The sequence below is a fragment of the Paenibacillus sp. CH40 genome (assembly GCF_024213605.1).
Taxonomy (GTDB): domain Bacteria; phylum Bacillota; class Bacilli; order Paenibacillales; family Paenibacillaceae; genus Paenibacillus; species Paenibacillus polymyxa_B.
The window spans coordinates 23,404-30,577 of the sequence record NZ_JANAVQ010000018.1 but is presented as its reverse complement, the minus strand read 5'-3'; the positions used below and the strand labels follow the sequence as shown (position 1 = coordinate 30,577).

At 52.1% G+C, this 7,174-nt stretch carries 1 protein-coding gene (cut by a window edge); it reads left to right on the top strand.

Annotation, left to right across the window (positions count from 1 at the left end):
- Window positions 1-7,174, top strand: part of the annotated coding region (locus NLX73_RS24700) for a non-ribosomal peptide synthase/polyketide synthase (RefSeq protein WP_254327594.1) (this coding region is incomplete at both ends). 23,403 nt of the annotated region lie beyond the right edge of the window; 7,174 of its 30,577 annotated nt are in view.

The window sequence follows — 7,174 nt, the reverse complement described above, 5'->3', positions numbered from 1 at the left end:
CTTGTCCTTTATGACACAGGAGGTATTTGGCAGCTATCTGGCACTGCGCGCGGGTCATAAGCCCGTACTGGAGCCTGTCACGCCGTTCAGTCGATTTATTGAATGGCTGGAACGTCAGGACCGTGAGGCAGCTTTGCAATACTGGCGTGGGTATCTGGCGGACTACGAGCAGCAAATTACGCTTCCACAGCAAAAAACACAGCCTAAATCGATGCACACCGGGGAATATGTTGCTGAAGATCTGGATTGCGAATTCCAGCCAGAGCTGGTTGCCCAGATCGAACAAGTGGCGAAGCAAAATCAGGTGACGATCAACACGCTGATTCAGACGGTATGGGGCGTCTTGTTGCAAAAATATAATAACAGTTCGGATGTTGTGTTTGGCAGCGTTGTGTCCGGTCGCCCAGGGGATATTCCAGGTGTGGAGCACATGATTGGGCTATTCATTAACACGATTCCAGTGCGCGTGCAGTCTGAACAAGGTGAAACCTTTGTCGAGCTGATGAAACGAACACAGCGGCAGGCGCTGGCTTCCAATGCCTACGATGCGTTCCCGCTGTATGAAATTCAAGCACTGACCGAGCAGAAGCAGGATTTAATTAACCATATTATGATATTTGAAAATTATCCGGTGGAGCAGCAGGTAGAGCAGTTGGGCAGCGAGGGGCAGGATAAATTCACGATTTCGAATGTGGTGGCTACAGAGGAAACCAACTATGATCTGAACGTCGTCGTTATGCCGGGTGAAGGCATCAAGATTCGTTTTATGTATAACACGCTCAGCTTTGATCAAGCAGGTATTGAGCGTCTGTATGGGCATTTTGCACGCCTGCTGGAGCAAATTTCGCTCAATCCGCATGTTCGTGTTGAAGAGCTGGAACTACTCACAGCGGCGGAAAAGCAGCAGATTACAGCGGCATTTAATGACACTGCTTGTGCATTCCCATGCAAACAGACGATCCATCAGCTGTTCGAGGAGCAGGTAGAATATACGCCAAATCAGGTGGCATTGGTGTTTGGACATCAGAGTCTGACTTATCGAGAACTGAATGAACGGGCGAATTCATTGGCCCGAATGCTTCAAGCACAAGGAGTAGGACCTGACAAGCTGGTCGGACTGATGGTACAGCGTTCAGTGGAAATGATTGTAGGTCTCCTGGCTGTTCTCAAAGCAGGTGGTGCTTATGTGCCGATTGATCCCGAATTTCCGTCCTCTCGTATTGCATACATGCTGGAAGATAGCGAGGCCACAGTGCTTCTGACCAGTCGTGATCTGTTGGAAGAGCATCATTGCAACGCCAATGCCATATTTCTTGAGGATGCAGCCTTGTATCAGGGAGAAAGCGGCAACCTGGAGACGATTGCCCGGCCAGAGCATTTGGCTTATGTCATCTATACGTCGGGTTCGACTGGAAATCCGAAAGGAGTTATGCTCCAGCATCGCTCGGTCCTCAACTTTATTACCGGGATGCGCGAAGTCATTGACTTTGAAGCGAGCCAAACCATTTTGTCACTGACGACCATTTCATTTGATATTTTCGTCTTGGAAACCATCCTGCCCCTGTTGGGTGGAATGACGGTGGTGCTTGGCGACAGCCAGCATCAGGTGAATCCGCAGGCGCTGGGTGAATTGATTGCACATCAACATATTGAGATGTTGCAAATGACCCCATCCCGGTTGCAAATGCTGCTGGGTCATGAAGCAGGTTCCCGCACACTGCAAAGCGTGAAGGCCATTATGGTCGGGGGCGAAGCCCTTCCGTCCAAGCTGCTCGCAGCACTGCAAGAAATAAACGGTCCTCGCATTTATAACATGTACGGACCTACAGAAACGACGGTGTGGTCGACCGTGCAGGAACTGACCCATGCGGAGCACATTAATATTGGACGTCCTATTGCGAATACCCAAATCTATATCATGAATGCGAATGGGGAATTGCAGCCCGTCGGCGTACCGGGTGAGTTATGTATTGCAGGGGAAGGATTGGCCCGTGGGTATTGGAAACGTGAAGAACTGACGGCCGAGAAATTTGTGAATAATCCGTTTGCTGATGACAAGTCAGACCATGAGCGGATGTATCGTACAGGCGATTTGGCAAGATGGATGCCGGACGGCAACATTGAATATTTGGGTCGGATGGACCATCAGGTGAAAATCCGGGGTTACCGGATCGAACTGGGCGAGATCGAATCGCAGCTGCTGCAGGTGGAATCGGTACAAGAAGCGGTCATCATGGCACGCACGGACGAAACGGGCCAAACACAGCTCGTGGCGTACTACGTGGCGAGTCAAGAGCTTGGAGCGGGTGAGCTGAGACAGGAGCTGGGACAAGAGCTGCCAAGCTATATGATGCCGTCGTATTTCATTTGGTTGGAGCAGATGCCGCTGACACCGAACGGTAAAATCGACCGCAAGTCCCTGCCAGCACCGGAAGGCAGTCTGCACAGCGGTGCGGATTATGCAGCGCCACGCACTGCACCGGAACGGGTACTCGTAGCGATCTGGCAGTCCGTCCTGGGCGTGCCAACCGTCGGTATTTTAGACAATTTCTTTGACCTGGGCGGCGATTCGATCAAGGCGATTCAAATCGTGTCGCGTGCGTTCCAGGCAGGCTACAAGCTGGACATGAAGGATTTGTTCCGCTATCCCATCGTCGCAACGCTGGCACCGCATATGCACGAGGTCAGTCGTATGGCAGATCAGGGAGAAGTGAGCGGAGAAACGGCGTTGCTTCCGATCCAGCAGGGGTTCTTTACGCAAGCCCAAGTAGATGCGCATCACTTTAATCAGGCCGTTATGCTGCACCGGGAGCAGGGCTTTGACGAAGCTGCTCTGCGTCAGGCGCTTGGCAAACTAGCAGAGCACCATGATGCTCTGCGGATGGTGTTCAGCAAGACCGAGCAAGGCTTTCAAGCGTGGAACCGCGGAATACAGGAAGGCGAGCTGTATCATCTGGACGTGCTGGACTTTAGGGATTTGACGGATGAAGCCATGCTCAGCGCGGCAATTGAGGCGAAAGCCAATGAAATTCAAAGCAGTATCCAACTGCAAGAAGGACCGCTGTTAAAGGCGGGTTTGTTCCACTGTGCAGATGGGGACCATCTCCTGATGGCGATTCACCATTTGGTCGTGGACGGGGTATCCTGGCGTATCTTGTTTGAGGATTTGGCTACTGCCTATGAACAGGCCGTTCATCAGGAAGTGCTTCAGCTGCCGGACAAAACGGATTCCTTCCGTTCCTGGTCACAAAAACTTTCCACCTATGCGAATAGCGCAGCCATGGACAGTGAACACGCCTATTGGGAGCAATGGAACGCAGCCGCTTGGGCTGACCAAGTACGTTTGCCTGAGGATCAAGCGCAGGCTGAGCCCTTTACCTTGGCTGACACGGATACAGTGGTCGTCCAGCTTACGGAGGAAGAGACATCAAAATTATTGAAGCAAGCACACCGCGCATATAACACGGAAGTGAACGATCTGCTTCTGACGGCTTTGGGCATGATGCTGTACACGTGGACGGGTCATGAACGCAGCCTGATTAATTTAGAGGGACACGGGCGTGAGAACATTTTGCCGGATACGGACCTTTCTCGTACGGTAGGCTGGTTTACGAGTCCATATCCGGTATTGCTGGACGTTGGTTGTGATCCCGCTTGGTCAGAACGCATCAAACAGGTCAAAGAGAGCCTGCGCCTTATTCCGAATAAAGGAATGGGCTACGGAATCTGGAGATATTTGAGTGAATCCGGCCAAGCCGTTGGTCAGCAAGCTGGTGTGCTGAACCTTGGTCAATATCAAGATTTTGCCGAGCCACAAGTAAGCTTTAACTATCTCGGACAGCTGGATCAGGACTTACAAAACAGCGATATTCGTAGGTCTCCTTATTCGATTGGATCAGTCGTTAGTGACCGGACGAAGATGAAATATGCTCTCGATGTGAGCGGGATCGTAACGAACGGCATCCTGGAACTGGACATTCGGTATAACGGCAAAGCCTTCCGTAAGGACACCGTCCACATGCTAGCCAATCTGCTGAAATCCAATCTGCTTGAGATGATTGAGCATTGTGTCACACGGGAGCGGACTGAATTGACTCCAAGTGATGTATTGCTAAAAGGTCTGACCCTGGAGCAATTAGATACGATTATCGAGCAGACCAAGACGGTTGGGGAATTGGAAAATGTGTACCCCTTGACCCCTATGCAAAAGGGTATGCTGTTCCATAGTTTGATGAATGCAGAAACAGGCGTGTATTTTGAACAGGCGACCTTTGATCTGGAGGGGTACTTTGAACCGTCCCTATTCGAGGAAAGTCTGAAGCTGCTGGTTAGCCGACATGCTATATTACGGACGAATTTCTACAGCGGCTGGTATGGTCAACCGTTGCAGATTGTCTATCGTCATAAAAATCCGAGCTTCTTTTATGAGGATGTCAGAGGGCGCGAACACGCTGTAGCTGAATTTGTGGCCCAGGATAAAGCTCGAGGCTTTGATCTAAGCAAGGATGCGCTTATGCGCGTAGCCGTCTTCCGCACGGGTGAAAGCTCATACCGTTTTGTATGGAGCTTCCATCATATTGTGATGGACGGATGGTGCCTGTCCCTGATGACGGACGAAGTGTTTGGGGCATATGTTGCCTTGCTGGAGCACAAACAGCCAGAGCTCGCACCTGTCAAGCCCTATAGTGACTATATCGAATGGTTGGAACAACAGGATGCACAGGAAGCGACCCGTTATTGGAGTGACTATTTGGCAGGTTTTGAGCAGCAAACCTTGTTGCCTGGTGAAGACGCACAAGCTTCTGTCGTCGCACGCAATGAAGAATCAGACGGAAGCGGTGCGGGTTCCCATTCCGGCTATGTTTCGGAAAAGCTGCCCTTTAGGCTGGGTAAAGAACGGACTGCGGCATTAAACCAAATGGCCAAGCAACAACATGTCACGATTAACACATTGCTGCAAAGTGTGTGGGGCGTTATTTTACAGCAATACAATAATAATCAGGATGTTGTGTTTGGTGGTGTGGTATCCGGTCGTCCGGCAGACCTTCCAGGCGTGGAGAACATGATTGGATTGTTTATCAACACGATTCCAGTACGCATTTGCAGTGCACCGGATGCTACATTTGCTGAAGTATTGCAGCGCACCCAGGAACAGGCTTTGGCCTCCAGTGTCTATGATACGTTCCCGCTATACGATATCCAGGCACTGACTGAACAAAAACAAGACCTGATTCATCACATTATGGTCTTTGAAAACTACCCGATCGGGCAACAGATGAAGCAGATGGGCGGTTCCGGCGAGACAAAGGCACAAACAGGCTTCTCGATTGCCAATGTGGAACTTGTCGAGCAAACCAACTACGATTTTAACCTGATTGTCGTGCCTGATGAGGATATCTCTATCCTGCTTGAATACAATGCTCTCGTGTATAGCCGGTCTGCCATGCAGCGTATCCAGGGCCATATCGACCATGTCATCGGACAAATTGTGGACAATCCGAATATCCGAGTGAATGAGCTGGAATTGGTAACACCGGAAGAACAGGCACAACTCGTTCAGGTCTGGGGGGATACAGCGGCAGCCTATCCGCAGGATCAAACGCTAAGTGCACTGTTCGAGCAGCAGGCAGCGAAAACACCGGATCAGGTGGCAGTATTGTGCGGAGCGGAATCGTTGACCTACGCTGAGCTGAATGAGCGCGCGAACCGTTTGGCTCGAACGCTGCGTGCCACAGGTGTTGAACCGGATCAGCCTGTAGGCATTCTGGTCCACCGTTCGCTGGACATGATCGTAGGCATTTATGCGATCCTCAAGGCAGGCGGAGCTTATGTACCCATCGATCCAGAATATCCGGCGGACCGCATCCGCTTTATGCTGGAGGACTCGGGAGCGAAGCTGGTGCTGACGCAATCGCATTTGGCGGAGCAAGCCTCACGGAGTTTCGACGGCCAGGTGCTGGTGCTGGATCGTCATGAGCAGGATGGCCAAGACATTTACCACAAAGACGGTTCGAATCTGGAGCCACTGGCTGGCCCGCACCATGTAGCCTATGTCATCTATACCTCCGGCTCCACCGGGAAACCGAAGGGCGTGATGGTGGAGCACCATTCCGTGCTGAACCGGATTTTGTGGATGCATGATCGGTACGGCTTGAGTGCGGAAGATACGATTTTGCAAAAGACCGCCTTCACGTTCGACGTGTCGGTGTGGGAGCTGTTCTGGTGGTCGCTGGTTGGCTCGAAGGTGAGTCTGCTGTCCGTTGGCGGGGAAAAGAACCCGGAAGACATCGTCGACACGATTGCCCGCGATGGCGTGAGTACGATGCACTTTGTTCCCGCCATGCTGCATGCGTTCCTGGAATATGTGGAGCAGCAGCCACGGGAAGTGATGCAAGCGAAGCTGGCAACGCTGCGCCATGTGTTTGCCAGTGGTGAAGCATTACCGCCACAGCATGTCGCACGGTTCCAACGGCTTGTGTCGAGCCTGGCTGGAGCGAAACTGATCAACCTGTATGGACCAACCGAAGCGACGGTGGACGTATCGTACTTCGATTGCGAGCCTGGCGAGGAATATGCGGTTATCCCAATCGGGAAACCGATTCAAAACATTCGTCTGTACATCGTGAAGGAAGGCACGGAGCAATTGCAGCCGATTGGGGTTGCAGGGGAACTGTGCATCGGTGGTGTCGGCGTAGCACGGGGGTATCTGAACCGTCCAAAGCTGACGGCCGAGAAATTTGTGAAAGACCCGTTTGCCGGCGGGGAAGCAGGCTATGAACGGATGTACCGCACAGGCGATTTGGCGAGATGGATGCTGGACGGCAACATTGAATATCTGGGCCGGATCGATCATCAGGTGAAAATCCGGGGGTACCGAATTGAGCTGGGCGAGGTCGAATCGCAGCTGCTCCAAGTGGAATCGGTACGCGAAGCCGTGGTGCTGGCGCGTGCGGATGAAACGGGACAAAAACAAATGGTGGCGTACTATGTCGCCGGGCAAGAAATGGGTGCTAGCGAGCTGAGAAGTGAGCTGGGCCGAGAGCTGCCAAGCTACATGGTGCCGTCGTACTTTGTACAGCTGGAGCAGATGCCGCTGAGTCCAAATGGCAAAATTGACCGCAAAGCCCTGCCAGCACCGGAAGGCAGCCTACAAACCGGAACGGATTATGCAGAG